This window comes from Nostoc sp. CCY0012 (assembly GCF_963920855.1).
Classification (GTDB): Bacteria; Cyanobacteriota; Cyanobacteriia; order Cyanobacteriales; family Nostocaceae; genus Cyanocohniella.
Genome location: NZ_CAWUDM010000033.1, coordinates 34482 through 60837, shown reverse-complemented (window position 1 = coordinate 60837; position 26356 = coordinate 34482). Strand labels below are relative to the sequence as shown.

Genomic DNA, 26356 nt, shown 5'->3' with positions numbered 1-26356 from the left:
GGCAGGGGGGCAGGGGGCAGGGGAGAAAACCACCCACAAGGAAGGAGCAATTGACGAGCTTAAAGCAAGATGAAACTAAAGATCAAAAAATTGGCTGAATCAGCTATAGTTCCTAGATACGCACATATAAATGATTCTGGACTAGATTTGTTTTCTATAGAAGAATCAGAAATTCCTTCTGGAGAAAGCAGGTTAATACATACTGGTATCTCTATAGAATTACCTGACGGTACTGAAGCTCTAGTTCGTCCCAGAAGTGGTTTAGCTCTTAAACATCAAATTACAGTGTTAAATACTCCGGGTACAGTAGATGCAGGCTACCGAGGAGAAATAGCTGTAATTTTAATTAATCATGGTCAACATTCTTTTAATGTGACAAAAGGAATGAAAATTGCTCAAATGGTTATTGCACCAGTCATCTATGTGGAAGTTGAAGAAGTTCATAGTCTGACTCATACATCTAGAGGAACTGGTGGTTTTGGCTCCACAGGAATGATTTGATTAACAGGCGATCGCTAAGTGGAAGGGGACAAGAAAGACCCAATTCTTTAGTTTCTCACCAAAACTTCTTTCCTTTCCATTACTTTAAGACTGTTGTCGTGAGTCACTAATTCACCGTAGACAGCCAAGGTTTCTTCATTTACCCGCGCCACATTGAAGCGTTCTAGGTTTTCTTGGGCGCGATATTTCCATCTATGCAGCTGGATGGGATCTGTTAATAATTGCCCTAAAGCCGTTGCCAAAGTTGAACTATCTTGAGGTGGAACTAAAATACCAGCCTGTCGATTATCCAAAGTTTCGGGGATACCATCTACGTCACTAGCAACAATTGCACAACCGGCTTCTCTGGCCTCTGTCAATACCAAACCAAAGGATTCACAGTGGGAAGCCAAAACGAAGATATCGGTTGCTAACATATAGCGTTGTGGTTCTGGCTGGAAACCTTCAAAATGAATGCGATCGCTATAAGGTGTATTTTGCACCATCGTCTCAAACATCGGGCGATCAGGCCCGTCTCCTACTAGATATAGATGGGCGTTGGGAAATTTGGGTGCAATTTTGTTAAAAGCTGCGATTAAATCAGTAATTCCTTTGCGGGAATACATACCGGCAACGGTAGTAATTGCTGGATGCTGTAGAGGTAGTGGTTGATAATCTTGAATTTTACGATGTCGGGGACTACCTAATGTGCCGTTGGCAACTACTCGTAGTTTTTTCTGGGGGATACCACGCCGCACCATTGAATCAGCCACTGCATGACTAACGGCAATTACCCTGTCTGCTAATCCCATGACTACTGCGCTACGCTGAAACTCATTATGTACTGTAGAAACTAAGCTATACTCACAGTTGCTTTTGAAAATTCCTGCTAAGACAACACCTGTCATCATATGTGCGTGGACAATATCTGGCTGAAACTCTTGTATAATCTGCCGATAACGCCAAGTTGCTTTGAGAATATTCAGGGGTTGTCTGGCCTGATTTAGTTGCCAGTGTTTGATGCCATAAGATGCTAATAATGCCTCATATTCTCCTCCAGCAGAGGCTACAGCAACATGATGACCATCTTGAGCTTGTAAACATGCTAGATCTACCGCCACGTTGACAATTCCATTGCCAATGTTTTGCACATGATTTGTAATGTGTAATATTCGCATATAATTTATCTCCATATAATTTATACAATTCTGATTGAGGATTTTACAGACACCACATTTCATCTGAATGAGGTACACAAGTGTGAACAGGACTTCGGCGTGAGCGCTCAGTCGATAGCTTGCATGGCGTAGCCATACGCTACCCACAATCTCATTTTTATTTACTTGTCAGATGATGTAATAATGGGTGCATAAAATCCCCAATTATTCTGGGAAAATCGCCAATAAATCATCATCAATCTTTTGAATTGATTACATATTTATGACCTTTTCAATATTCATTTTCAGTGTCTACTCAGATTCAACTCTAAAAAATATTTCATAAGCACCTAAAAACCGCTGAATAAAGCCATCAGGTAAGCTGGCGATTTGAGATTTATATGAGGCGATCGCTTGATTTTTTTTCTCTTGAACTGAAGCAATTGAAAAACAATAAGCTGCTGCTATATCCGGTAATTTGAGCAGAATAAATAGTGGCGCTCTCCAAAATAACCAGATGGGATACTGGATTAATTCTACTGTAATATTTGTTTGATTTATTGCTGCTTTTACTAATTTATATGTAGCTTCATGATCCTTATGACAATCTTTTCTATGAGGTACATAAACTTCCTCAGGCTGGTAAGTTTGCAGCAGTGCAGACACCTGTGAAATTGTCTGTTGTTTCTCATCATTTTCTAAATCTTGCAAACTGCCATCTATTTTGGCTAAAAAGTGAATTGATGCAGATTCTACCCCTAAAATTTTTAATGCTTCTATGGCTTCTTGTTGACGAATTTTGATCATGGCATTTTGGGCATCTGGATCTGTACCTGCTGCACCCTGTCCATTGGTGAGAAACACGACTGTCACGGGTATTCCCTGTTCTCGTTTGTGAGCAATCATGCCACCACAGCCAAATGTTTCATCATCTTGATGTGGAGAAAACACCATTGCTGATTTTTGGCTTAATGTTAATGGTTTACTGCCACCTAATAAAATCCATCTACACAGTAAGCTGGAGTGAATATATTGTATTTGCTCTAGCCAAGTATTTGGCATGAGTTTTTGTAGCCTTTGTAAATAGACTTTTGTTTTCATATTTATTTCCAATTAATCCAGTAAATTATTTAACATTATTACGATATTTATATATACAAATAATGCCTTTTTCATCGTTCTGTCGAATTATAGTCTAAATATTTTCCAGAAATAATTAAGTTAATTTATTTTTTATGTGAATTAAAAAGAGAAATATTGGTAATATCTAATTTGTAAATAACTCAATTTGGCGTTACTGAATTAGCAACGCCATAAATCTAAAGATGCAGATACAAGGTTTATTTTTTCACGGAAAAGTATGCAGATTACGAATTATTTTCTGGTCGCCAGCGATATACAATTACCTTGGCTTTCCAATTTTCTTCTACAAATACTAAGTACTCGCCATTGGCACGACGAAAAGCACGAATACCATAAGGTATATCAATCCAACCGCTTTCATTTGCCACTTCTGGTCCGGGTTTAAAATTGATAACAAAATCTCCTGTCTTGGCATTATAAACATAAACTTCGGCGGTTTTGACTGTCACCGCAAAAACATAGTCTCCCGCTACACTCATGGATGCAGTTAATACTTCGCGCTTGCCTGTGGTGTCGTGAGGGATGACAACTCGCCAACGGGGATTACTATTTCCTTGACTCCAGTTATCAAATCGGGCAATTTCCGATCCCACAACTTTGGTGTCATCACCCACAGGAGGATGATCTACGGTAAAGCCTGACAAATACATGGTGTCTGTTTCTGGAATATATTCAACTCGCCGCAAATCGGTAAAAAAGCTGGGAGTTTTTTGCTTTTGCATGGAACTGTAGGTGTAGATGGGATTGCCATGATCATCTAGTCCCTGCAAAGGATAATGCCTAATACCAATACCGTCATGAGTTCGTAAGGTTTTCCAGACATCGCCTTGATTATCTACCCACCAGCCGCCGATGAAAGGATAATCTTCGCTTTGATCGTATTCATTTTTTTCAAATAAACCGTTACCATTGCGATCGCGCCAGATCCATTCTCCTTTTTCTGGTTGATAAGGTGGCCAGTCTCCTTTGATTGATTGACCGCCACCGCCACGCGTCCCGACAAACATTCCCGCTGGAATGGCTATTTTGCCATCTTTTTCGGGATTAAAACGATAAATTTGCAGAAAGCTTTCATACATATCCGTCAGGAAAACAAACGGCTTACCTTGAATCCGCCGTACCCAGGTACCATCTGGGGATGTATGCAAACGTGGGTCTTGGGGATATTTGAAAGGATTGACGGTGTAGGCTTTGTAAGTCCATTGCTTACCAGCCGGCTTACTATAATCCATCAAGAATTGTTCTTGTTTGGTAAACAAATCTATGCCGTCAGTTTTGGGGTCAGCATCAGCATTATCGACAAATATTAATCCCAGTAATTGCCATACTAGTTTTCCTGATGGCGAAAACTTGCGTAAGTCTGTGCCTGATGTATTGAAACCATTACTATTTATATAGATATTACCTGTGGTATCTGTACCAACTCCAGTCAAACCGTAAAGTTTCAAATCTTTAACTTCACCGGGAACCCCTCCATAAACTCCCCCCTGACTACCAAAAGTCGCAACTTGTGTTGGTTGGTCTTGAATGTTGTAAGTTAACATTTGCTGACGGGGGCCATTGTCGGCAATTAACAGTCTGCCTTGATGATCCAGTGCGATTGCACTTGGTTCTACAATATCTGTAATTTCTGCGGGTAATTGCTTTCCTGTGGGGGAATAATGGACAATCTTGGCTGGACTATTACCAACTTTGCTTTGAATTATCCACAGATTGCCTTTTCCATCAACAGTCATTCCCCGTGGTCTAGCAACATTAAAGCTGCGTATTTCCTTCATCGTGTCGGTATTGTAGACTCGCACACGATTATCTGCCGCATCACTCACATATAATTCTTTGTCAGTAATGGCTAATCCTGTAACTGCATTTTGGTTACTGACAATTAACATACTTTTATCCCAGCCACGTCCTGCGGTAAAAGGTGCAGGTTCGCCAGCCAAGTCATAGCGTCTAACGCAATACCACTTCGTTCCTTCTGAAGGATAATCTTTATCTATTTGGCCCACCGAGCCTTGCTGCATGGCAATGTATACATATTTACTATTTGCCGTTATAGCTTTACCACCGACACGACCCCAACCGTGGGTATCTTTCAAAGCACCAATTACATCACCATCTTGATATATTCCGGCTTCTCTACCAGCTTCATCCCAAATACTATTGGTATAGACTTTGCCATTGGGTGCAACATACATGGCCTCAATATTATTTTGTACCCACTTGTCGCCACCACCAAATGTATTACCAATCCAAGATGTTTTGTATGAGGTTACAGGTGTTTTACTGGTAGCCCAATCGGTTGTAGTACCGATAGCAGCAAAAATAATGCCGATACCTATCAGGAGGATAAAATTGATAAATTTTAATTTCCGTAATTTTCCAGTGTGAGCTAAATTTCTGATGTATTGATGCAATTTTTGGTAAATTTTGCCAAACTGCGGTGTGAGTCTATTTCGCATATTATTTTCAGTCATTACTATTCATGGCATTCACTGACTGGTATAAGATGCACTAAAATTGTCTTTCGTTACCCTGGTGATGCTATATACGCAAGCAGCTTTAACTGTTCTAATTACTAGTTTTTATTTGGGTAGCACACATCCATAAATAACAAATATTTGATGTTAAATTTTTCGTGTTTACTAAAAATTCATCAAAAAAATAAAAACTTTGAAATCTAAGATTTATTTAATGTATTAATATTTACTGGTTGCCGAAATACATGGTAAATATTAATACAAAAATCTCATATTAAGTTGATTACTAATATGTTTAATTACCCCGATAGTAATCAAATGAAATTGTGAAACCAAGACTATATTTAACTACCATCACAGGCTGTGTACCTGAGAGTAAGTACCTTTAAGTTACTTAAAATACACTTATTGACAGTTCTCAATAAATAGATTATAAATTGGTGTTTTATTTAAACATCCTCTTGATGCTTGAGCAATTATAGTAGATGAAAAATTTGAGTAAACTCTCTACATAGTAAGACGTGAAAAGTACTGATTCTGTAGATAATGTCAGGATATAAGTATTAGCAGCATCAATTAATTGACTGCTCATGTACAAAAGCAGTGCTTGAGCTTGGTATACAAGTGCAAATATCAATGCTCAATACATCATAGGAGCTAAGTAGGTGGAAGGTAAAAAAGAAAATTTTGATTCAACATCTGCATCTATTCTCACATTGGGAATAGGCTGGTTTCCCAAAACACCCGGAGGATTAGAAAGGTATATTTATGAACTAACTCATACATTAGCAGCCAATGAAGACCAAGTAGAACTATGTGGCGTAGGTTTACCGGAAACTGAATTAAATTTGCCCATCAAGCTGACAAATTTAGCTTATCCAGAGAAAGCAATTTGGCAACGATTAATGTCTATTCGTCATAACTTCAAGAAAACCAGAATAGGCAAACCAGATGCGATTAATCTGCATTTTGCATTATACAGCTTTCCAATTTTGGATCTTTTACCCCAAGGAGTACCTATAACTTTTAACTTTCATGGCCCTTGGGCTGCTGAAAGTCAAGAAGAAAAAGTGAATAATCAATTGAGTGTTTTGCTTAAGCGACGGCTGATAGAACAACATACCTATAACCGTTGCGATCGCTTTATTGTTCTTAGCAAAGCATTTGGTAATATTTTACATGATCAATATCAAATACCTTGGAGCAAAATTAATATTATCCCCGGTGGAGTCAACATTAATTCGTTTCAGCCTAACTTATCACCCCAAGCAGCCCGCCAGCAGTTAGGCTGGCCAGATAATCGCCGGATTTTATTTACATCTCGCCGTTTAGTGCAGCGAGTTGGTATTGATAAATTATTACAAGCAATAGCAATAATTAAACCACAAGTGCCTGATGTGTGGCTAGCGATCGCAGGTAAAGGACATATGCAAGCTACACTACAGCAACAAGCTAGAGAATTGGGATTAACAGACAATATAAAATTCTTAGGTTTTTTACCTGATGCACAATTACCCATAGCTTACCAAGCCGCCGAATTAACAGTGATGCCTAGCCAATCTTTTGAAGGATTTGGGTTAGCAATTATTGAATCCTTAGCTTGTGGTACACCAGTTTTGTGTACTCCCGTAGGCGGAATGCCAGAAATTTTATCCCCTTTTTCACCAGAATTAATAACCACTTCTATCGAAGCTACATCTATTGCTGAAAAATTAGCAGAAATACTTTTAGGAAACTTACCCATCCCTTCTAGACAAGACTGTCGCCAATATGCAGTGAATAATTTTAACTGGCAGCAAATAGCCCAGCAAGTGCGGCAAATTCTCTTATCTTGATTAAGAACACAACATATTTAGCTCTTATTTGCACAAATAGACAAAATCGGTGCAAAATCCTTTCTCCAATTGACTAATTCGTGTTGTTAGCGTCTTTGTAATTCATTAAAAATATTATATGAAAATTCTATTTTTAGACCAAAGCGGCAAACCAGGAGGAGCCGAACTGTGTTTAATAGATATTGCCAAACCCTATGGCGATCGCGCCTTAGTAGGATTATTCACAGATGGCCCATTTAAAAAGTTATTACAACAACATCAAATACCAGTAGAAGTATTAGCAACCAAGCCGATTAGCGTCCGCAAACAAAGTAACTTACTCCAAGCTGCGACAAGTTTAGGTCAACTAACCCCGCTACTGGCTAAGGTAGTCCAAACAGCCAAAAAATATGATGTTATCTACGCCAACACCCAAAAAGCATTAGTAATTGGCGCACTAGCCAGTTTCATCGCCCATCGCCCCTTGGTTTATCATTTACACGATATTCTGTCACCAGAACATTTCAGCCAAACAAACCTCCGCGTAGCTGTAACTTTAGCCAATGGTTTCGCATCATTAGTAATTGCTAATTCCCAAGCCAGTCAAACAGCCTTTGTCGCCGCCGGAGGTCGCCCAGAACTAACAGAAATTGTTTACAATGGCTTTGCACCAGAAAATTATCAACCTGCTGAATCTGAAGTTAAAAAATTACAGCAACAATTAGAACTAGAAGGTAAATTTGTCGTAGGACATTTCAGCAGGTTAGCACCTTGGAAGGGTCAACATATTTTAATTGAAGCCCTTACCCAGTGTCCTCCAGAAGTCACAGTAATTTTAGTAGGTGATGCCTTATTTGGTGAACAAGATTATGTCCAAAAATTGCATCAGCAAGTTGCCACAATGGGTTTAGAACACCGGGTCAAATTTCTAGGATTTCGCACAGATATACCCCAATTAATGACAGCTTGTGACTTAGTAGCCCATACCTCCACTTCCCCAGAACCCTTTGGTAGAGTCATCGTTGAAGCCATGCTATGCGGTACACCCGTAGTTGCAGCCAAAGCCGGCGGTGCAATGGAATTAGTAGAACATGGAAGCAATGGTTTTCTAGTAACCCCAGGAGAACCCCAAGAACTTGTACAAATAATTCATACCTGCCTACAAGAGACAGAAATTACTGCAACTATAGCAAAAAACGCCCAGGCGATCGCTCGTCAGCGTTTTGATGTCACAGCCATTAATCAGCAAATTGCCAGCCTGTTAACTCAGAGGTGGGGATAATTCGTAATTCGTAATTCGTAATTCGTAATCTTATATATTGTAAATCTTGTAGGGTGGGCATACTTCGGCAAGCTCAGTACAAGTCTTGCCCGCCATTGTCTACCTCACTATGAAATCTGCTGTATTTGTGGAAAATAAGAGCAATTTAGATGATCAATTCTATGCTTGATTTGCGGTTCATATATTATTTTTGTAACAACTCGAAGAATATTTCTTTATCAATGCCAATATCTTGAATCATTCCCATTAGAGTACCTTGTTTGAGGTCTTTTCCCTAATGAATGGGAACGACAACTCGATTCCCGTGAACATTCTTGTAAATGGCATGACTACCCTTTTGACGATCAAGATAAAAACCTAATTTTTCGATAATTTTAATAAAGTCTTTAGCTTTAACACTAGGAAAATTACTCATATTAAGATACTTAATGGCTTAACAATTAAATCTTCTTTAGGAATAGGTTGATGATCAGCCATTAAACTTTCAAGATATAATTCAATAGCCTCTGTAATATTCTCAATAGCTTCTTCAAAAGTGTCGCCTTGAGAATGACAGCCCTTGAGAACAGGACAAAAGGCGTGATAGCCACCATCTGCTTCTTTTTCTAGAAGTACCGTATAGTTGTAAACTTGCTTACTGTTATTTTCCATATATCTTTACCTTTTTTGAAAGCTAGTAACTTTTAGCTTAGACTGTTTCTATCCAAAAACTTTCACAGTTTCAATTCAAACTTAGTGTGCGCCTCCTGGCGGAAGTAGGTGATTACTAAAGTTTTACGGAGTTAGCAGTAAATCACCATATTTTTTCTCACCAGAGGCATAAAAGAGCGCTAGCCACTAAAGATAACTTTCAATCATCTGGCGATACTCACTCTTTTGCTTCACACCTTTGACTTCCTTCAATAATTCCTTATCTTTAAAGAATTGAATTGTCGGTGTCCCCGTGACATTGGCATTTTCAGCAATATCTCGGTCTTGGTCGATGTCAATTTCTACAAAGTGAATATTACCGTCAAACTCGTCTACTACCTTATTTAATATGGGCTTCAGGGTATGACAAGGGCCACAACCAGGGGCGACGTATTTCACCATCACCAGGCGATCGCTTTCATGAAATAATTTTCTTAAGGCGTAACCTCCTTGATGACGGGTAGCCTGTAAGTTAAATCCTGCTTCTTCTTCCGCTTCAGTTTTCTTAGCTGGCCGATGTTCCAACTCATTGTCTGGAGTTTCCGGCTGTTGATGAAATTCCTGAATTAAAGCATGAGCCGACAACCAGCGTTCTGCTAACATGGCCGCCATACAGCCAGTACCCGCAGCGGTAATTGCTTGACGAAACTCATGGTCTTGCACGTCGCCAGCCGCAAACACACCCTCTACACTGGTTTCTACAGAATTGTTTTTGGTGACAACATAACCCACATCATCCAGTTCTAGTTGTCCTTTAAATAACACAGTATTAGGAGTGTGACCAATGGCGTAAAATAAACCTTTCGCATGGAGTTCACTTTCTACGCCAGTTTGATTATTGCGGACTTTCACCCCTGTCATGTGACCATCACCGAAGATATCCACAGCTTCAGTGTTCCAATGCACTTGAATTTTGGGATTACTCAAAACCCGGTCTTGCATGGCTTTAGATGCGCGCATCTTATCAGAACGCACCAGCAGATTGACTTTAGAACCGTATTTAGTTAAATAAATTGACTCTTCCGCCGCCGAGTCGCCAGCACCAATAACAGCTAATTCCGCACCGTGAAAAATGGGTGTTGCACCATCGCAAATTGCACAAGCAGAGATACCCCGACTCCAGAATTGATGTTCGCTAGGTAAACCCAAACGCTTGGCAGTTGCACCAGTAGCTATAACTATACTATGGGTTTTTATTTCCCGTTCTGGCGATCGCACCGTAAAAGGACGCTGACTCAAGTCAACTGAGATCACATCCTCAGTATATAACTCAGCCCCCCAGCGTTCAGCTTGCGCCTTCATTTGATCCATCAGTTCCGGCCCTGTAATCCCTTGGGGAAACCCCGGAAAGTTTTCCACCTCCGTCGTTGTCATCAATTGACCACCGGGTAAACCACCCATTTCAAAGCCTTCAAAGACCACCGGTTTTAAATTCGCTCTTCCTGCATAGATAGCGGCTGTGTATCCTGCTGGCCCAGAACCAATAATTACTAAGTTTTCTACAGTCGGGTTAGTCATAAACAGTTAAGCAAACTCATAACGACTACGTTTAATATAGCATAATTAGCTAAAGAATGCGGATTTAATAAAGAACCTCACCTCAACACCTCTCCTTCCCAATGCTACGGTGTATACATAAGTCTTATCAAGTTGCCTAACAGCGTTTCGATCCCCCCTAACCCCCCTTGAAAAAGGGGGGAAAAGAATCAAAGTCCCCCCTTGAGAAGTACGCAGCACAGAGATGTGTGTACACCGTAGCTTGAAAAGGGGGGAAATTTTCTTAAAGTCCCCCTTTTTAAGGGGGATTTAGGGGGATCAAGCCACATTTTGTACGCAGCACAAAGATGTGTGTACACAGTAGCCTTGGTAAAAAGAGGGGCGAGGTCAAAACCCAGATTTGTATGTTGTTTAATTGATATTTCTAAGACTGTTGTTGTATATGTTTTCTAATGATTTCGGCATCTAGTTCTAAAAACTCTGCCGTTTCTTGAATGCTCATTCCTCTCTCAACACATTTTGAGGTTAATTTTAATTTGGTTTCTAGTTCAGTTTGCGGCTTAGTCTTTTCCAAGATACTTTCGTACAGTCGAGTATTTTTGAACTCATCTCAATCCATCATGGCTTCAATTTCCTCCACAGCAAGATTGGAAACTTATAAAATCCAATTGCTTGGATAGATGCTAGCACTTTCCTTTGTGCTGTGTTAGAAATCTGAAAAGTTGGGAATACTAAACCTTGTGTAAGCACCTAGCCCCGGCAAAAAGTTAAATTTACCCCAACTTAGTATCAGGAGCAATTGCAATGGTAAGTGTAGCATCTGATTTATTAGAAAAAATTCGTCAACAATTTGATAGTTGTCCTTATCCCCGAATCCCTTTAGAGCAATCTCCTAAAGATCGTCCTAATTTAATTTATATTCATAACTTAGTTACACCTTACTATTTAAGAAACCAAAAGGTTACAGAAACCAAAGGCAAAGTAATTTTAGATGCCGGATGTGGTACTGGCTATAAGTCTTTAGTCTTAGCAGAAGCTAATCCAGGTGCAAAAATTGTCGGCGTTGATATTTCCGCAGAATCAATTAAATTGGCTCGACAACGCTTAGAACATCATGGATTTGATAATGCAGAGTTTCATGTATTGCCTCTTGAAGATTTACCAACTCTAGATTATCAATTTGATTATATTAATTGTGATGAATTACTGTATCTCTTTCCTGACTTGACTATTGCGTTACGAGCAATGAAAGCAGTTTTAAAGCCAGATGGCATTATTCGGAGCAATCTACATAGTTCAATTCAGAGATTTCATTATTTCCGCGCTCAACAAGTCTTCACCATGATGGGATTAATGGAAGGAAACCCAGAAGACATGGAAATGGGAATTGTAGTAGAAACTATGAAAGCTTTGAAAGATATCGTCAAGCTGAAAGCTAATACCTGGAATCCCAATTATGAAGGGGAAGACGGCAAAGAAAGAATTTTAATGAATTACTTGTTTCAAGGAGACAAGGGTTACACCATAACTGATATGTTTACTGCTTTGCGTGATTCTGATCTAGAGTTTATCAGTATGGTTAACTGGCGACAGTGGGAACTACTAGATTTATTTAAAGAGCCAGATAATCTACCATCTTTTCTGGCCATGAGCTTACCAGATATTTCCATAGAAGAGCGCTTACAGTTATTTGAACTGCTACATCCTATTCATCGGCTGCTTGACTTTTGGTGTGGTCATCCTCACCAAGCACAGAATTTTACGTTAGTTGCAGAATGGACTGACTCGGATTGGCAAAAAGTGCAGGTGCATTTGTGTTCTGAGTTAAAAACTGCCAAATTTCAAGAAGACCTCATAGCCAGTGTTAGAGAAATTCGACCATTCCCCATCAGTCAATATCTAGCGCCGACAGAAGGATTAATTGAAATAGAAAGCTCAATGGCAAGTTGCTTGATACCTTTATTAGAGCAACCCCAGCCGATTATGTCTCTGGTAGAGCGTTGGAAACAATTTAGACCAATAGATCCTGTCACCTTAACGCCTACAGATGAAGAGCAAGCCTTCAATATAGTGCAACAGTTGTTATTGAGGCTAGAAAGTCTTGGTTACGTAATGCTAGAGCGTCAATTTGATATTTGAGCAAAAAATTTCTTTGGGTGGGGTGATATGAAACTGATCAGTGGTGGGTAAGTTATATCTAGAACGGGACACCAATTAATCACACAGGGAAAACACCTATGAAAACCGAATTAAAAGCCAAATTCCTTCAACACATTCTCGACAAAAAGAAAGACGAACAAGGTTTTACACTGATTGAACTACTTGTAGTAATCATCATTATCGGTATTTTGTCTGCTATTGCATTACCTTCTTTCTTGAACCAAGCTAATAAAGCTAAACAGTCTGAAGCAAAAACAATTGTTGGTTCAATGAACAGAGCGCAGCAAGCTTACTATTTAGAAAATGGCAAGTTTGCCGAGGCAAGTGATGAGGCAGAGAGTCAAGCAACTTTTGGTAAGTTAGGTCTAGGTGTCAGAACAGAAACTGAAAATTATAAGTATTTGATTAAGGGTGGTACCAATCTTACAACAAGCCAATCTCAACTCGTAACGGCAGATGCTCCTCTTAAAGTCTATATTGGTGGAGTAGGTGTTTCTGTGGTTTCTGATACAAGTGAGGCAACTACTATAGCTCTGTTGTGTGAATCTGAATTACCCGGAAACGTTGCTGATGCCAAAGATGGTACAGATGTCTTTACTACGACTGAGATTAGTACTGACGGATCTACTGCTGCGGTATGTCCTACAGGCTATGTATCTTTATCCAAATAACGAATTAACTTATCAATAATAAATTTGATTCAGTTAATTACCTCAGAGTGGATAGAATTTTCTATCCACTTTAATTTATTTAAGTAAATGGGTAGGAATAATAAAATAAGCTCGTAGTAAGGGCTTTAGCCCTTTATTGAGGACTCAAGTCCTCACTACAAACTTTCAAAACCAAGATTTTTCAAATTGCCTTTTATGAAAAACGAGATGATGAGTTATGAAAAAATAGCTTATGAATATTTATTAGCATCTGAATATACAAAAGCAACTGATTTATACGAAAAAGCAATTTCCAGTAACCCTGATAACTTATCCCATTATTGGTATTTAGGACTCACTTTACTATTACAAGGGAAAGAAGCCGAAGCACAAATGACTTGGATGCTAGCAATAGCAGAAATTGAAGATGAAAAAACTCCATTTTACACAGCAAAACTGATTGAAGTTTTACAAATAGAAGCAGAACGACAAGAACATATAGAAGAATTTTCTACATCTTGGCTTATACGTCAGCATATCCGAGAAATTAATCCTGATGATATTAATAACCTATTAAATGTTCTTCAACTATCAATCAAACTAAATAATTTTGATGAAACGCATTTTAATGATTGGGGTATTATTGAATTATTAAATTCACAAGAAATTATAGATTTAAACTTAAAATTATTAACCCAAGTATTACAACAAGTTCTCGACACTATACCCTTACACCCATATTCTTTAAATTTAGTAGAAGCTTGTCTACCTTACTTTACCAACCCACAACAAGCCTTTAATATACTTCTACCTGCTGCTATTAAAATCGGACATACATTCAAACAACCTCAACTAGCAGCACAGATTTTAGAATTATATTTACGCATAGAACCAGAAGAAGTAGAAACGTTAAGACATCTAGCTATTTTTTATCAAAACTCTCAAAACTATGAATTGGGAATAGAAAAAGCTAAATTATGTTATTCCTTATCAAAAAATGTAGCCGATAAAATATTTGCACTTCATTTAATTCTGCGTGGCTTAATGACTGCGGGTGGATATTGGCAAGAAATCTGCTCAACCAGCCAAGAGTTAGAAAGTATACTGCAAGAATTTATTCAAGCACAGCCACTTCCACTAGATGAAGTCAGAACGCTACGTTTACTAACTCCATCTTTCGCCATACCTCATATTAAAGATACCCCAACAGAATTTAGAAAAATTCATAATCAAATAGCGCAAATATTTCAAAATAATATTCAAGCTGTGTTTCCTGAAGCCGCAGAGCGTTATACTCAGCGTATCATCAAGCATCCAGGGTCAATAACTTCTACAAAACCCTTAAAAATAGGATATATATCCTATGCATTAAGAAAGCATTCAGTAGGTTGGTTAGCTCGTTGGCTATTTCAGCATCATAATCGAGATAAATTTGAAATTTCTGCTTATTTCGTCAACTACAAACTAGTAGATGATTTCTTACAAACATATTATGTCAACCAAGCCTGTCATGCTCATAAATTAGAGATGAACGCCTTGGAAATTGCCGAACAAATTCATGCAGATGAAATTGATATTTTAGTAGATTTAGATAGCATCACCCTAGATATTACCACTGAAGTCATGGCACTCAAACCCGCACCAATTCAAGTTACGTGGCTGGGTTGGGATGCTTCCGGTATACCTGCAATTGATTATTTTATTGCCGACCCTTACGTATTACCAGAATCAGCACAGGAATATTATACAGAAAAAATATGGCGATTACCCCAGACATATATAGCCGTTGATGGCTTTGAAGTTGGTATACCCACACTACGCCGAGACGAATTAAATATTCCTAGTGATGCTGTTATCTATCTCAGCGCCCAACGAGGATATAAACGTCATCCTGAAACTACAAGATGGCAAATGAAAATCATCAAAGAAGTACCCAATAGCTACTTCTTAATTAAAGGTGATGCTGAAGAAGAAGCAATTAAACAGTTTTTCTACCAAATAGCCGAAGAAGAGGGTGTAGATATTTCCCGGCTGCGATTTTTACCCCAAGACCCCACCGAAGCTACGCACCGAGCCAATTTAGCCATTGCTGATGTAGTATTAGACACTTACCCCTACAACGGCGCAACCACAACCCTAGAAACCCTCTGGATGGGTATACCCTTAGTCACTAGAGTGGGTGAACAATTTGCAGCACGTAACAGCTACACCATGATGATGAATGTAGGCGTTACAGAAGGTATAGCTTGGAAAGATGCAGAGTATATAGAGTGGGGTGTACGCTTGGGTAAAGATGCAGTTTTAAGACAACAAGTTGCTGGGAAATTGCGACAGTCGAGACAAACAGCACCGTTATGGAATGGTAAACAATTTACCCTGGAGATGGAGAAAGCTTATCAGCAAATGTGGGAAATATATAAGAAATAAGCTCGTAGTGTTCGCGTAGCGTCTCGTAGAGAGGACTTTAGCTTTTCGGAAGCACTGAAGTGCTTACTACGAAAACTTCTAAACCCTCAACACAGGTTTTATCATCAAAGATACGGTCGTGACTTTGAATGATTCGTTCTGCAATGGGTGATGTATAGGCTGATTTGGAACTATGCCGATCTAATCTCAGGACATTTATGATTCTAAATCCTTAAATATATCGTGCTGTTCTTGAAAAAGCCTTAGAGTGTGGGATAAACCTAAATCTTCTGCTAATAAATCAATACCGTCAATAATTTTGGGGATCTGAGCTTTATCAACTTGTAGTCCCACAAAGAATTTTTCTCTATAATTTGGTCTTGACTGAAAGCGTTGTATTGCTATGAACAAAGGACGCATTACCTCATAGGCTTTCTCGGCTTTATTAATTGATATTGGAGGGATTGGAGATTGTAATCTGAGAACTGCTAGATCAATTAAATCTCTCGCCTCAACGCTGTCATCCATGAAGCGGTCGGAATTTGACAGTAGTTTAGAAGTAAAACAGTCATAGAGACTTAAGCAAGGAACAGGCGACCACTTGGGATATCTTGGCGGGTCAGGTTGGAAACGAGTTTCCGCAATAATTTCTGTTTTGATAGGCACATCATCTACAAAAACTATCATCCTGATTCCATATTGGTTAGTAGTACCACGCCCAATTTTGATTTTACTCAAATCACGAAATAATGCTTCATACCCACCATCAAATACTACTTTACGGAGGTATTTGTAGCCTTCTGTACCAACAGAAGCAATAAAATCAATGTCGTTACTCCATCTGTATTCTTCAAAATCAAGAGCAAGAAGAGTTCCACCACCGAAGTAAGCAGAACCCTCAAGAAGTACTTCAGAGTCTAAACATTCAAGAATCGTGAGAATTTTATTATGGTGTTCTAGTCTGAATGTCATAAATCAACTTGCAACCAGGATTTATACCTTATAGCAAGCTTTTTGAGGAAAGCAAGTTCCTCACCTTCAAGGTTGTTAAACAGTGTACGATATGTCCAACCACGCTCGTAACGACTTAGCATTTCTTCTAGAGTAAACCGATATACATCTGCTGTTTGCCAACAGATTGATTCCAAAAAGGGTAGTCTTTTTGGGACAATAACATCATTAATTGTTGGTCTTGAGGTTGTCATAACTTTAAATTTTATGTCTGATATAGAAGAATTCACGCAGCAGTAGAGAAAATTATCGTAAACAATAACTGCTTAAAAGCTCGTAGTAGGGAAAGCCAACCAGAAAATATAATAATAGGACTTACGCCATGAATTATGTTAATCTTTAAATTAAGGGCGATTATTAGTATTATGTGATGACAAATACATCATTATAAATGACAACTACTAACAAAGAGGAATGTATATTATGTTAAACATAACACAAAATTACCTACAACAACTGCATGAAATTGACGATTATCTTTGGCTGGAAGAAACTATTAAACTTCTAAAAACCAAAGACTTAGAAAATTTGGACATAGATAATTTGATTGAGGAGTTAGAAAGTTTGGGAAGAAATGATTTAAACAAAGTTAGAAGTCTTTTAAAACAAATTATTATTCATCTTCTATTGTTAGAATATTGGCAGGAAGAATATGAACGCAATTATCGGCATTGGCAAGGTGAAATAATTGCTTTTCGAGATGATTTAAACAATAGCTTAACCACAACATTAAAAAATAAGCTAGTTCAAGGATTAGAGTCTATTTACAATGTTGCTGTTAAAATTGTCAGTACAAAAACAGGATTGTCTCAAAATCTATTTCCTACCTGTTGTCCCTATTCTTTAGAACAATTATTAGATGATAACTGGTATCTTAAATAATAACTGTTTTAAATAATCTTTAACTATAGAGTTAAATAAAATTTACTTAGTAATCTAGAGGAATCCGATTGGATTATTGAAAAAATCTAAGTATATGTAGGGTGTGTTTCATAAATCAAATATGAGTACTATATTGAATTAAATATCAAACATGAACATTTTTTCAGGTGGTAAAGCAATGAAATTTAATTGTTCCTGAAAATCTTTATCAGAATTTACTGGGATTAGTTTTTGAATATAAGGTTGATAGTGAAATAGTTCATATCCTATTTTGTTTAAATACTGTGCCACTTCAATGTTACTGCCTTGACTGCCGGCAATATTTTCATATAAAATCACTGGGGCAAACTCAGCAATTAACTTCTCACTACCAAGCAGAACAGAAATTTCATGACCTTCTGCATCTAGTTTGAGGAAATCTACTTTATCAATGTTTTCTTGCTCAATTAAACTATCTAAAGTAAAACATCTGACTTCTTCAAAAGCATATCCAGCCATTTTATCTGCTTCATCGCTAGAAACTAACTGATTAAGTTCATTAGCAGAGTGTAATAATAATTTTACTGTACCATTGCGATCGCTTGCAGCCCCAGCACAAACATTTACCCACTCAAATTGATTAATTCTACAGGTTTCCCGTAACGAATTTACACAAACAGAGAACGGTTCCACAGCGAAAACTCGTCCCTCAGAACCAACTTTTGCAGCAGCGCTAAAAGTATATACACCAATATTAGCGCCAACATCAATAACCGTCATACCGGGTTTAATACTATTGCGCCAAAACTCCATTTCTTTTTCAAACCAGTCTTGCTCAGTAATTAAAACACTGGTTGCAATACTACGTAAGTTTGGCTCAACTGCCATGATTATATCACTTTCAAAAGCTACATAAGTGAATGAACTATTTATTGGTAATTGAGTCCAAGACCATTCGGGAGTTAGGGAATTTGACTGATAAAATTTACCTGATACTTCTTGCCAATAATCTGCCACTGCTGTATTGTTTAAATTCTGATAAGCCAAGTAAAGCGCTTGCAGAATAGGTGCAGAATCGGTTACTAATTCTCTAGCTTGATGTAAATATAAAATTCCTTCTTGTTCTCCAGCCATTAAACTAGATATTCCTAACTTCAGACTAGCATTAACTGAATTTTCTGAAAGTTGAGCAACTATATGTAAGAAACGACGACTCACCCCAGTGTAAAAAGCTATCTGTGAGTGACATATGATTTCACTTAATAAAAATAATGCTTGTTGGTAGCTATTGACAGATAACAACTTCTTTTCTAAACATTGTTGCTCGTTTTTGGAAATATTTTTATTTTTTTCAAAAATATATATTAAAAAATCACTCTGATTTTCACAGGATACATAAGCAGACTGAAGAGTGTTAATTAAAGTATTAAATGATATCTCTACTGCTTTCGTTTTTTCTCCAATCATGCTATGAATTAATGCAAGATGGGCGGCACAAATGGGATGATAATCTATATTCAATCCATTATTTAAGGCTTCAACAGCCATTTCTAAATAAACTGAACGCATAACTAGATTGTCATGGCATTGTTCAGCTTCACTCAAGGCGACTACTGCTAAGTTATTCCAATCAGCAGACGATTGAGGATCATCCCACGAAGTATTTTCTAGAATTGCAGCAATCTTGGATAAAGTATCAGTTGCAATTGACGGAATTAATTTTTGAATATATTGCAAATATACATGATCAATAGCAGCGTCAAAGTTCATATTTAAACAAGATTAAAAGCATCTAAATGTGGAAAATACTTAGATAATGTAAGCCTCTAGTAAAGAGAATACCCACAACATCACAGGAACTATCATTTGGGTTACAAATTTTTCACACAATTTAAATGCTGACTAAAAACGAAGGTGATGTGAGGCGACATCAGTACATTTATACTGAAAAACTTCAGTTTAGAGTCAAGAATCTAACCGCCCGCGCGCAGCGATGCCCGTAAGGGCTGTAGGCGCAGAGGAGGCGGAGAAATAATTTTAGCAATATTTTTTAATTCGCCATAAAAATGTGGCAATAATCACTGTCTTTGAGAATCAAGCGATCGCTCGTCTTAATGAGAAAATTTAGTTTTCCTCTTTAGCTGACTAATTCAACTAAAGCATCAAAGTGAAAGCGGACTACGCAGGAAACTGAGCAGCCACGGTAATATTCAGTTGTGAATACTGAAAACGTAATATTGGTCTGGCCCGGATCTATAATCTGCTTGACTTTGCAGATTTGCATTTTGTTTTTGCAGTAGGCAACGATGCGATCGCCTGCCTTAATATCCAACGCTTTAATTTTCAATTTCTCTTCAACCTCATCAATGTAAGAAAAATATACTGCTACGCCTGATTTGCTTACACAGTTAGTAATATGTATTCAGTATACCATAAAAATAAAGCTTAGGATTATATCGAAAGAAAAATATTATGTCAAGATTATTTATACTCAGAGTAACTGATAATTTTCAGTTTTTGCTAGGCAACGATTGAAAGTACTTATCCTCAAGTTGTGAAAAAGCAATCAACTCTGACAACCGCAAAGATGTAAAATTTTTGTTAAATTCATCAAGCATCTACAGTTTGCCCTCTTTTTATAAGGTATTCAGCATGACCGCAATGACATCAAAGGCATCTTCAGCGCTTCCTAATTTTTGTGAAGGGATTCAATATTTTGGTGAGGCGTTACCCAGTTTTGACACTTATGGTGCAACACCTGCCATAGAATTGGGCAAAGGAGCGATCGCCGATCCCACAGATCCCGCAGCCGTCTATCAAACTTTGCTGGCTGCCGATGCCCTCCGCTACCTGACCCTACAAGTTACTGGTAGTAAAGCCTCTGGACACCCTGGTGGTTTTGCCAGTCAAACAGAAGCCTATGCAGCGCTGGTCATGCTGGGTCATAAAAACATCATTACCGAAGTGGGACACCATGCCCCTGGATTCTATAGTGCCATGTTTTTGGATCGTTCTTTAGAGGACATGGGAATTTTTACCGTCCAACAATTGCGCGATCGCTTCCGCGAAAAACACGGTCTGTTAGGACACCTCTCTGGTTATATTCCCGGTATTCTGGCACCAGCGGGACCCCTGGGACAAGGACAACACTTTGCCATGTCCGCCGCCTTGTTACACAGAGATAAATTATTTCCCTTCACCGTAGGCGATGGTGGATTGGGCGAACCCTACATCATGAGTGCAATGGCACATTTCAACACTGCTTATCCCAGTGTCACCAACTTCTTACCTGTGTTGGTATGGAACGGTTACAGCCAAGAACACCATAGTATGGTTTCGTTGAAAACCAACGACCAGATGAAAGCATACTGGCATGGTAACGGTTTTGCAGAGGTGGTATTAGTCGATGCCAAAGACTTTGATGATCAAAACCAACCAGGAGATTACGTTGATAGTACCGCCTTTTCCTTTGAGCAACGCCTAGCCTTTACCAAAGCTGTACTCTTGGGTATGGATAAAGCAGCCCATTCAGCCCTCAACGGCCAGCTAACTGTCTTCATCATTAAACAACTCAAAGGTGCCGGAGTCCACGCGCGGGGTTCCAAATCTCACAACCTTTATCCCAAAGATACGCTAGATGCACCTCATATGATCAGTGCATTACAAACCCGTGCTTTACCTGTGGAAGCTTGGCAATTAGTCCGCACCAACGCCGAACGTGCAGGCGGAGGCCCAGCCGCTAAAACAGTAGTTACAGAATTTGAATTACCATTACCAGACTTAGGCGATTTGCCATTAGAAGAATATGCAGTTGGTGGTGATCCCAAAGTTTCCACAACCGCAATGGGTAAATTAGTAGGAATTGTTGGTAACAAAGATAGTAAATTCTTAGTCACCAACGCCGACGGTAACGAAGCCTCAGGAATTGGCAATATCAATCAAGCACTCAAAGTCATTCACCCCACGGTTGATGATTTATATAACCAAGCACCAGACGGACAAGTTTACGAACCTTTAAGTGAAGATGCTTGTGCAGGTTTAGCCGCTGGTTTAGCGTTAATGGGTTCAAGAAGCCTTTGGTGTTCTTACGAATCTTTTGCCATCAACGGGTTACCAATTTGGCAAACAGTCACCCAAGCAATGGCAGAATTACGCCGTCCTACACCTTCAACTATTACATTATTTACTGCCGGCGCATTAGAACAAGGGCGTAACGGTTGGACACACCAACGTCCAGAAATAGAAGCTTACTTTGCTTCGTTGATGCGAAATGGTAATGTTTTCCCATTATTTCCCCCCGATGCTAACAGTATCCAAGCTTGTTATGACTGGGCATTAAAAACTAAGAATAAGGGAGTTGTGATTACAGCCAGTAAATCACCGTTACCAATTCGCACAACTTTTGCCCAAACTCATCAAGGTTTACGCGATGGTGCAGTATTGTTGCATGAAGTTCCTGGTGATCAACAAGTTGTGTTTGCAGTCATTGGCGATATGACATTAATGCCAGTATTTGAAGCTGCTGCATTTTTAGAAACAGAAGGTATTGGCGTGAAGATAGTTTCTATTATTAATCCTCGCCGTTTATATCGTCCTGATGATACCGCTTGGGAAACTTGTTCAGAACCCGATGGTGGGTTTATGGATGATGCCAAATTTGCCGAATTATTTGCTGGTAATGCCTTAATTGGTGTAACTGGTGGTGCAGCCGCAATGTTAGAACCAATTATGTTACGCAGTAATTGTAAACGTGATACTTTCGCCTGGAAGCGTGGGGAAACTACAGCGAGTGCAGGTGAGTTGATGGCGTTTAATGGGTTGACTGCTGAGGCGTTAACAAAGCGGGCGATCGCGTTAGTGCATTAAGGATTTTTAAACCGCAGGTGTACGCAGATAAATGGGCGTTATATTGCGTATATTTGCGGTTTTGTTTTGAAACATTAAAATATAAGCTTGCGATCAAAAACCTATTCAAAAATTAGGAATATGGGATTTATCGAAGCAATTTTTGGGGCTAGTGCTACTGTTATAAAGAGAATCCGCACTGCTCAACAACTGGTAAGAAATTATATTGCTGGACTTGTTGATGAAGTTTTACAAGAGAGAGTTGCAGAAAACCAGCCTGCATCAAATCCAACTCCTGTTACTGTCAATATTCAAATTGATATCAAAAATATTGGAATTGAAGAAACAGATCTTGAGAAAAAGTGGTCGCGTGATGGTTCTCTCAAGCAAAGTGATATAGAGAAATTAGAAGAATTAAAAAAGCAACGTGAAGATAAGTTTGAGCAGTGGCAAAAGGCTAAAACGCAGGAAGTCGTCACTGAACAAGCAACAAATCCTGATACCTATGAAACATCATTTTTGAATAATGATAAAGTTCACATCCTTCAGTTTCAGATGGGGCAAGTCGTCCTGGAAAAACGATGTGTGTGCGGTAGACCAATGATTTTACAGCATAGAAATCGTGCTGACGGTAGTATATTTCTATTGAGTGATTTTTTTTGGTCGTGTGTTGGTTATTACAATAATCAATGTAGAGGTACACAGTCATTTCAAACACAAGATATCGGGTTAATGCACAAAGCAAATATACTTGAACTTCAGTTATCAAATACCGAACTCAGTCAAAGTTTTACACGTCCATTAATTCAAAAAACCGTTGTTCGTCTTAGACAACATTTGAGAGAGGAAGATAAGGATATACTCTGCCCAATACATCATGTGCCTATGGTTTTGCGAGAAAAAGATAAATCTAACCACTCCAACATCGTTCTAGATATGTTTTATCTACAATGTCCACATTTTCAATGTAAGCAGATTGTAAAGTTGAAATCACTCGCACAAATTGCAGCATTTTTACATCGCAAGGAAGAACGCGGAATATTGTAATCCAAAATTAATTTTATAAAGCTAATCTAAGTCAAGCTAAATATGTCTGTATTTTAATCAGGACTGACGCAAGTGTCACAAAAAATAAAAATTTTTTGCTCGTAGTAAGGGCTTCAGCCCTTATCTTGAGGACTAAAGTCCTCACTACAAACTTAAAACAATATGCCAGTTGCGTAAGTCCTATTGATTACTAAACCAATAAGAGATGTTCATGAAAAAACGGAAAAAATAAAAATTAAGAATATAGTAAAAGAGAACACCTGTTTTTAAGCAGACTAACAATTAAATTTTTGTTTTATTTCCTCCCAGGTAGACACTTGATGAGGATTTTGATCATAAAGTTTTAAACGTCTTTCTAATTCCTGTTTTTGAGCATCACTAATATTTACATCATCAGCATCTATAGTGATACTATCCCAAATATCTTGGACTAATTGGATTCTTTCAGCAATACTTAATTGTAAAATTTTGTGAGGTAGTAAATTTTCCATAACTTTTCTCACTTGAGTAGACAATGTTTTTTATTTTAACTCATCATTAGCAAGTAGGTTAGGCTCAAAAGCAAAACCCAAACTACCCTACCATCACCAGTCCAGTAGGGTGGGTTAGCAACAGCGTAACCCACCAAACCAATAACCTAAGTATCAATGGCATAAAATGACAAAAACTGCCATAATATAAAAAAGCAGATTCACCGAACTAATCCTTATGAAAAGTATGAATATTTCCTTACCTGATACTATGCGAACTTATATAGAAGAACAGGTAGCTCAAGGTGCTTACAGCAGCGTCAGTGAATATTTTCGGGAATTAGTGCGACAAGATCAAAAACAGAAAGCAAATGAACGTCTACAAACCATGCTCTTAGAAGGATTAAACTCTGGAAATGCAACAGAAATGACTGCTCAAGATTGGGAAGATATCCGTCAAACAGTCAGCGAAAGAATTAACAAACGTCAAAGCGCAATTTAGCCGTGATGTTTGAACTTAAAAAAAGACCTCAAGTTATCTGCGACTTAATAGATTTAGCAACCTACATAGCCGAGGATAGTTTAGACGTTTCCGCCCGCTTTTTAATTGCAGCAGAAGCAACATTTAAACAATTAGCAAAAACTCCAGCTATGGGAAAACTCTGTCAATTTTCCCATCCTAATTTAGCAGACATTCGACAACAATCTATCAAAGGATTTAGAAAATATCTCATTTTTTATCGTCTCACTGAATCAGAAGTTGATATTTTGCGCGTAATTCATGGTGCTAGAGACATTGAAGGAATATTAGATGAGGATTTATAACTATGACTGATACACCGGGGAAAGTTAACCCACCAAACCAATAACCTAACCTAAAATGGTGGTTTATAGCGCAAACAAAAATCTTCACTTTGAACATATTATTCTCTGCGCCTAACCCACCCTACATCCTTTGTTTCTTTAGGTTGCAAAGGTGAATAATCATGTTTACCAGATTATCCGGTGCGCCTTAGTTATAATAAAATAATACCGAAAATTTTACTAACTATAGGGGTTAATCATGGTAATAAAATTTGAAGAAATATATAGAGATATTGATACTTTACCAGAAGAAGCTCAAACCTTACTACTTGATTTTATTCAGTTACTCAAAAAGCGTTACCCACAAACAGAATTAGAAAATGATAGTCAAGAGAAAAATCTCTATGAAAAGTTTGAAGAAATGGGATTAATTGGTTGTTGTTCTGTTGAAGAAGATTTATCAACTACTTATAAAGAAGTTTTATCTAATACGTTATCGACTAAATATGATCATCGTTGATACAGGATTTTGGTTAGCTCTGATTGATAAAAAAGACAATTACCACGAAATTGCTAAACTGTGTATATACCGTTCTAACTGATGAGTTGAAACTAATGCCCTCATCAGGAACCGTAACCATCCAAATAATATTTATTGGTAGACAAATTATTTGCTGCTTCCACACAACCAATATATTCTTGAGCCATAATCAAAGCCGAAATACCTGAATTTTGGGGTTGATTTGATAACCCTTCTCTATGGATTTTCGCTAGTAAAAATTCTACAAAATCCAGCGCCTCTTGTTGCTTATCAGGAGGTAATATTCTTACCTTGTCTATGATGATTTCTTCAATACTTATTTTATTTATGATTATCCGATATACCTCAGTTATAATAAAATAATACTGAAAATTTTACTACCTATAGTAGTTAATTATGGTAATAAAATTTGAAGAAATATATAGAGATATTGATAATTTACCAGAAGAAGCTCAAATATTACTACTGGATTTTATTCAGTTACTCAAAAAGCGTTACCCACCAACACAATTAGAAAATCATACTTCTATTTCTCCTCACGAAACCTTAGAATATTTATCTGAGCTTGACCCCTGGACACAAAGCCTAATAGGTGCAATTCGCTTAGAATCACAAAATCCAGAAGAAAGTTATGTTAATTACCTAGAGGAGAAATATAGTTGAAACGGGTATTAACAGATAAAATCTTTAAATTAATTATTTAAATGTTGCTGAATTATATATATGTTGGTGCTTATAATTATCAACAAATAGCAGAAAATTTAACTTGTGCAGAGTGTAAAAAAATGGATACAGATAAAAAGTCAGTTATATCAACAATAAATGTACAATCACAAGCAGATGCAGAATTAGAACGCAAGCTGCGAGAACTTAAGTTTAAACAAGAACTACGAAAAGATTGGATTTTATTTATTGTGCGGGATGTGGTGATTTTTCCAGCTGCGATCGCCTGGATTTTTGCTATTACTGGCTATTCTCTATTTTTACTCATCAATAAATAATATTCCCCTCCTCGCTGGCT

26 protein-coding genes are annotated in these 26356 nt (G+C 38.0%); 14 read left to right on the top strand and 12 right to left on the bottom strand.

Annotated elements, in window-relative coordinates; translation table 11 throughout:
- Positions 1-69 precede the first annotated feature (69 nt).
- Positions 70-501, top strand: a complete 432-nt coding sequence (gene dut, locus ACM0OS_RS11885; RefSeq protein WP_414543389.1) for a dUTP diphosphatase — start codon at positions 70-72, stop codon at positions 499-501.
- Positions 502-548: 47 nt separating this feature from the next.
- On the opposite strand, the gene ACM0OS_RS11880 is transcribed toward dut, so the two are convergent.
- The 3 genes from ACM0OS_RS11880 to ACM0OS_RS11870 form a co-directional block, all read right to left on the bottom strand.
- Positions 549-1658 carry a glycosyltransferase family 4 protein gene (locus tag ACM0OS_RS11880; RefSeq protein WP_414543388.1) on the bottom strand — a complete coding sequence of 370 codons (1110 nt, stop codon included), beginning with the start codon at positions 1656-1658 and terminating at the stop codon, positions 549-551.
- A 291-nt stretch (positions 1659-1949) separates the two neighbouring features.
- Entirely contained in the window at positions 1950-2738 is a 789-nt protein-coding gene (locus ACM0OS_RS11875) for a PIG-L deacetylase family protein (RefSeq protein WP_414543387.1), read from the bottom strand.
- A 266-nt stretch (positions 2739-3004) separates the two neighbouring features.
- A complete protein-coding gene (locus ACM0OS_RS11870) occupies positions 3005-5239 on the bottom strand; it encodes a hypothetical protein (RefSeq protein ID WP_414543386.1) in 2235 nt (744 codons plus the stop codon).
- Positions 5240-5922: 683 nt separating this feature from the next.
- On the opposite strand from ACM0OS_RS11870, the gene ACM0OS_RS11865 reads away from it, so the two are divergent.
- A complete protein-coding gene (locus ACM0OS_RS11865) occupies positions 5923-7092 on the top strand; it encodes a glycosyltransferase family 4 protein (RefSeq protein ID WP_414543385.1) in 1170 nt (389 codons plus the stop codon).
- A 118-nt stretch (positions 7093-7210) separates the two neighbouring features.
- Complete coding sequence (locus ACM0OS_RS11860) at positions 7211-8353, top strand: glycosyltransferase (RefSeq protein WP_414543384.1); 1143 nt, start codon at positions 7211-7213, stop codon at positions 8351-8353.
- A 274-nt stretch (positions 8354-8627) separates the two neighbouring features.
- Here the strand turns inward: ACM0OS_RS11860 and ACM0OS_RS11855 are convergent, their stop codons facing one another.
- From ACM0OS_RS11855 to trxB, 3 genes are all read right to left on the bottom strand, one after another.
- Complete coding sequence (locus ACM0OS_RS11855) at positions 8628-8768, bottom strand: type II toxin-antitoxin system HicA family toxin (RefSeq protein ID WP_414543383.1); 141 nt, start codon at positions 8766-8768, stop codon at positions 8628-8630.
- On the bottom strand, positions 8765-9004 hold the full coding sequence (locus ACM0OS_RS11850; RefSeq protein WP_414543382.1) for a type II toxin-antitoxin system HicB family antitoxin: 240 nt from the start codon (positions 9002-9004) through the stop codon (positions 8765-8767). The genes ACM0OS_RS11855 and ACM0OS_RS11850 overlap by 4 nt, the downstream gene beginning before the upstream one ends.
- A gap of 186 nt (positions 9005-9190) precedes the next feature.
- Positions 9191-10561, bottom strand: a complete 1371-nt coding sequence (gene trxB / locus ACM0OS_RS11845; protein ID WP_414543381.1) for a thioredoxin-disulfide reductase — start codon at positions 10559-10561, stop codon at positions 9191-9193.
- Positions 10562-11344: 783 nt separating this feature from the next.
- Here trxB and ACM0OS_RS11840 point away from each other — a divergent pair.
- From ACM0OS_RS11840 to ACM0OS_RS11830, 3 genes are all read left to right on the top strand, one after another.
- Positions 11345-12679, top strand: a complete 1335-nt coding sequence (locus tag ACM0OS_RS11840; RefSeq protein ID WP_414543380.1) for a class I SAM-dependent methyltransferase — start codon at positions 11345-11347, stop codon at positions 12677-12679.
- A gap of 98 nt (positions 12680-12777) precedes the next feature.
- Positions 12778-13371: a type IV pilin-like G/H family protein gene (locus ACM0OS_RS11835; protein ID WP_414543379.1), complete on the top strand. Its 594-nt coding sequence runs from the start codon at positions 12778-12780 to the stop codon at positions 13369-13371.
- Positions 13372-13566: 195 nt separating this feature from the next.
- Positions 13567-15777, top strand: a complete 2211-nt coding sequence (locus ACM0OS_RS11830; RefSeq protein ID WP_414543378.1) for an O-linked N-acetylglucosamine transferase, SPINDLY family protein — start codon at positions 13567-13569, stop codon at positions 15775-15777.
- 195 nt (positions 15778-15972) lie between these two features.
- Here ACM0OS_RS11830 and ACM0OS_RS11825 read toward each other — a convergent pair whose 3' ends face one another.
- Both ACM0OS_RS11825 and ACM0OS_RS11820 read right to left on the bottom strand, forming a co-directional pair.
- Positions 15973-16728 carry a nucleotidyl transferase AbiEii/AbiGii toxin family protein gene (locus ACM0OS_RS11825; protein WP_414543377.1) on the bottom strand — a complete coding sequence of 252 codons (756 nt, stop codon included), beginning with the start codon at positions 16726-16728 and terminating at the stop codon, positions 15973-15975.
- Positions 16725-16961, bottom strand: a complete 237-nt coding sequence (locus ACM0OS_RS11820) for a hypothetical protein (RefSeq protein WP_414543376.1) — start codon at positions 16959-16961, stop codon at positions 16725-16727. Before ACM0OS_RS11820 ends, ACM0OS_RS11825 begins: the two co-directional genes overlap by 4 nt.
- Positions 16962-17190: 229 nt before the next feature.
- Between ACM0OS_RS11820 and ACM0OS_RS11815 the strand changes: the two genes are divergently transcribed.
- Positions 17191-17649 carry a DUF29 domain-containing protein gene (locus tag ACM0OS_RS11815; protein WP_414543375.1) on the top strand — a complete coding sequence of 153 codons (459 nt, stop codon included), beginning with the start codon at positions 17191-17193 and terminating at the stop codon, positions 17647-17649.
- 138 nt (positions 17650-17787) lie between these two features.
- On the opposite strand, the gene ACM0OS_RS11810 is transcribed toward ACM0OS_RS11815, so the two are convergent.
- Positions 17788-19398 (bottom strand): FkbM family methyltransferase, encoded by a 1611-nt coding sequence (locus ACM0OS_RS11810; RefSeq protein WP_414543374.1) that lies wholly within the window; start codon positions 19396-19398, stop codon positions 17788-17790.
- A 367-nt stretch (positions 19399-19765) separates the two neighbouring features.
- The gene (locus ACM0OS_RS11805) at positions 19766-19975 is read right to left on the bottom strand and encodes a hypothetical protein (protein ID WP_414543373.1); all 210 of its coding nucleotides are present in this window, start codon (positions 19973-19975) and stop codon (positions 19766-19768) included.
- Between the two features lie 305 nt (positions 19976-20280).
- Between ACM0OS_RS11805 and ACM0OS_RS11800 the strand changes: the two genes are divergently transcribed.
- Both ACM0OS_RS11800 and ACM0OS_RS11795 read left to right on the top strand, forming a co-directional pair.
- Positions 20281-22494 carry a phosphoketolase gene (locus ACM0OS_RS11800; RefSeq protein ID WP_414543372.1) on the top strand — a complete coding sequence of 738 codons (2214 nt, stop codon included), beginning with the start codon at positions 20281-20283 and terminating at the stop codon, positions 22492-22494.
- A 120-nt stretch (positions 22495-22614) separates the two neighbouring features.
- Positions 22615-23520 (top strand): hypothetical protein, encoded by a 906-nt coding sequence (locus ACM0OS_RS11795; protein ID WP_414543371.1) that lies wholly within the window; start codon positions 22615-22617, stop codon positions 23518-23520.
- 275 nt (positions 23521-23795) lie between these two features.
- Here ACM0OS_RS11795 and ACM0OS_RS11790 read toward each other — a convergent pair whose 3' ends face one another.
- Positions 23796-24011, bottom strand: a complete 216-nt coding sequence (locus ACM0OS_RS11790; RefSeq protein ID WP_414543370.1) for an addiction module protein — start codon at positions 24009-24011, stop codon at positions 23796-23798.
- 217 nt (positions 24012-24228) lie between these two features.
- Between ACM0OS_RS11790 and ACM0OS_RS11785 the strand changes: the two genes are divergently transcribed.
- The 3 genes from ACM0OS_RS11785 to ACM0OS_RS11775 all read left to right on the top strand — a co-directional run bounded on the left by ACM0OS_RS11785 (position 24229) and on the right by ACM0OS_RS11775 (position 25314).
- Complete coding sequence (locus ACM0OS_RS11785) at positions 24229-24492, top strand: type II toxin-antitoxin system ParD family antitoxin (protein WP_063872038.1); 264 nt, start codon at positions 24229-24231, stop codon at positions 24490-24492.
- Positions 24493-24497: 5 nt separating this feature from the next.
- Positions 24498-24815 (top strand): type II toxin-antitoxin system RelE/ParE family toxin, encoded by a 318-nt coding sequence (locus ACM0OS_RS11780; protein WP_414543369.1) that lies wholly within the window; start codon positions 24498-24500, stop codon positions 24813-24815.
- A 238-nt stretch (positions 24816-25053) separates the two neighbouring features.
- Positions 25054-25314: a DUF2281 domain-containing protein gene (locus tag ACM0OS_RS11775; RefSeq protein ID WP_414543368.1), complete on the top strand. Its 261-nt coding sequence runs from the start codon at positions 25054-25056 to the stop codon at positions 25312-25314.
- 104 nt (positions 25315-25418) lie between these two features.
- On the opposite strand, the gene ACM0OS_RS11770 is transcribed toward ACM0OS_RS11775, so the two are convergent.
- Complete coding sequence (locus tag ACM0OS_RS11770; protein ID WP_414543391.1) at positions 25419-25634, bottom strand: DUF2281 domain-containing protein; 216 nt, start codon at positions 25632-25634, stop codon at positions 25419-25421.
- A gap of 97 nt (positions 25635-25731) precedes the next feature.
- On the opposite strand from ACM0OS_RS11770, the gene ACM0OS_RS11765 reads away from it, so the two are divergent.
- Together ACM0OS_RS11765 and ACM0OS_RS11760 are read left to right on the top strand one after the other, a co-directional pair.
- Entirely contained in the window at positions 25732-25998 is a 267-nt protein-coding gene (locus tag ACM0OS_RS11765; RefSeq protein ID WP_414543367.1) for a hypothetical protein, read from the top strand.
- A 41-nt stretch (positions 25999-26039) separates the two neighbouring features.
- The gene (locus ACM0OS_RS11760) at positions 26040-26336 is read left to right on the top strand and encodes a hypothetical protein (protein WP_414543366.1); all 297 of its coding nucleotides are present in this window, start codon (positions 26040-26042) and stop codon (positions 26334-26336) included.
- The last annotated feature ends 20 nt before the right edge of the window (positions 26337-26356 follow it).